Source organism: Nocardioides ferulae, from assembly GCF_003660455.1.
GTDB lineage: Bacteria > Actinomycetota > Actinomycetes > Propionibacteriales > Nocardioidaceae > Nocardioides > Nocardioides ferulae.
Window position 1 is genome coordinate 1 of the sequence record NZ_QZVR01000044.1, and the last position, 2,389, is coordinate 2,389.

2 protein-coding genes are annotated in these 2,389 nt (G+C 70.7%); both read right to left on the reverse strand.

From position 1 onward, the window contains the following. Positions 1-61 precede the first annotated feature (61 nt). Positions 62-904, reverse strand: coding sequence for an IS21-like element helper ATPase IstB (istB, locus tag D6B71_RS22285; protein ID WP_206051927.1), 843 nt, complete (start codon positions 902-904; stop codon positions 62-64). Next, a complete protein-coding gene (gene istA / locus D6B71_RS22290; protein ID WP_121258996.1) occupies positions 901-2,250 on the reverse strand; it encodes an IS21 family transposase in 1,350 nt (449 codons plus the stop codon). Before istA ends, istB begins: the two co-directional genes overlap by 4 nt. Between the last annotated feature and the right edge of the window lie 139 nt (positions 2,251-2,389).

Here is a 2,389-nt window from a genome sequence, read left to right on the forward strand (position 1 = left end):
TGATGGCGCTCGCCGGAATTCCCCAGTGATGCTCATCGAAAGTCCCCACCCTGGGCGGTGGTCACTGTAGTGGTCGGCGGGTGCCGGTCGCGGTCTGACGGAGTGCGTCGTTCTTGGCGTGGTGGTCGCGGAGTCGGTAGGAGTCGCCGTCGAGGTTGAGCACGACGGAGCGGTGGAGGAGGCGGTCGAGCATGGCGGCGGCGACGGTGGTGTCGCCGAGGACCTCGCCCCAGGACGCGACGCCGCGGTTGGTGGTGAGGATGATGCTGGTCTTGAGGTAGCGCTGGGAGACGACCTGGAACAGCGCGGAGGCTGCCTCGCCGGGGAGCGGGAGGTAGCCGAGTTCGTCGATGATGAGCAGGGTGGGTCCGGCGAAGAACCGCATGGTGGTGGCCCAGCGTCCTTCGATCGCGGCGCGGTGGCAGCGGGCGGCGAGGTCGGCGGCGGTGGTGAAGTAGGTCCGGTAGCCGGCTTCGGCAGCAGCGCGGCCGAGGCCGACGGCGAGGTGGGTCTTGCCGACGCCGGGTGGTCCGATCAGCAGCACGTTGGTGGCGGACTCGAGGTAGCGACACGTCGCGAGCTCGTTGATGAGCTTGGGGTCCACGCCGGGAGCGGCGTCGAAGTCGAAGTCGGCCAGGGTCGCGGGGGTGGGCAGCGAGGCGAACCTGAGTCGTCCGGCGAGCTTGCGTGCTTCGGTGGCCTCGACCTCGCGGGCCAGCAGGTGCTCGAGGGTCTGGGTGGTCGACCAGCCCTGGGCGTCGGCTTCGGCGAGCACGCTGGGTAGGTGCTCGGCTGCGGCGGTGAGCTTCAAGGTGGCGAGGTGGCCACGCAGTTGCTGGTAGAGGCTGGCCTGGCTCCCTGTCATCGGCACGGTCATCGGGTCGGTGTTGATCGGGTTGGTCACGTGAGGGTGTTCCTTCCGATTGCTGCTCGGTCGTACTTGGACAGGTCGATCACCACGTCGTCGCGTTCGGCGACGGCGGTGGGCTGCTGGGCGGCGCGGAGGACGTCGGCGGCCGCGCGGGCGGCTGGCCCGGGTGGGATGCGTTCCTTGCGCCGGTGGGGTCTGCTGGTGTCGTGGCCGGCGAGCACGTGCTGCTCGAGGGCGATCACGTGGCCGTGGTCGCGGACCATCACCCCGGCGCCGTCGGGTGCGAGCTCGTGGCGGGCGACCACGATCCCGCCGAGGGTGGCGATGTCGAGGTGCTGGGCACCGAGCCGCTGGGACACGGTGACCTGGGCGCGAGCGAGCTCGGGTGGGACGGAGTAGAAGTTGCCGCGCCAGGCGACCAGCGCCTGGGCGGACACGGTCCGTTCCTCGGTGATCGTCGCGGGGAACGGCGAGGCCGGCACCGGCGCCAACGGCTCACGCTCGGCGATGGTGAGCACGCTCGCCTTGCTGCTCGGTCCAGCCGCACGCAGCCGCGCGTCGCCGCGGGTGGCGCACCACTTGTCCAGCGACGCCTGCGCTTCGGTGATGGTGACGTCGTCGGGCAGGGTGCGCCACCAGCGTTGCGCGGCGGTGTGGTTGGACTTCTCCACCACGCCCTTGCGGTTGCCGCGCCGCGGTGGGCAGATCGCGACGTGGACGCCGTAGTGCTTGGCGACCGCGGCGAAGGTGGCGGTGACCTTGCCCGACTCGGGGTGGCACACCGTGGTCATCCGGTCGAAGCGCCACTTCTTCGTCAGCCCGCCGAGCTTGCGGGCGGTCGCGTCGAGTCCGGCGATGAGCTGTGCCTGGTCCTCGGCCGGGGCCAGGGTGCCGCGCCACTTCCCGGAGTGGGCCAGCGCGCCGACCAGCAGGTGCGCGTGTTTGCCCCACCCCCACGACGTCGGCGGATCCGGGAGCTCGACCCAGTCCCACTGGGTCTCCTCACCGGGCGGATGCTCGATCACCGCTGCCGGACGGCCTCTTGTGGCGCTGCAGGGCTCGCAGTGCGGCCGCAGACCACGGGTGCGGATCTGGCGGGTGAACGTCGGATACGACCGGTCGTAGCCGAGCCCGACGACCTCGTCGAACAAGGTCACCGCCCACAGGTGCGGATCCTCGGCCAGCCGGGCGCGGACGTAGTCCACGTACGGCTCGAACGGATCCTCCCCGGCCGGCTTCCGTTGCCCGGCGACCCGGCCGCCGTCGAGGTAGGCGCGGATGGTCTTGCGGTCCCGGCCCAGGTGCCGGGCGATCGCGGAGATCGTCCAGCCCTGCCGGCGCAACGCGTGCGCGTCGATGTCTTCCTCCCGTGTCAGCATGGGAAGCGAGGGCTCCTTCGTGAGACGGCGTGTGGTCAGAGACCGCCATCTTCGAAGGAGCCCCACCCGCTTCCGGATGGGGCCACGGGGTGGGGAATTTCAGTGAGCAGAACTGGGGAGATTCACCTGAGCGTCATCA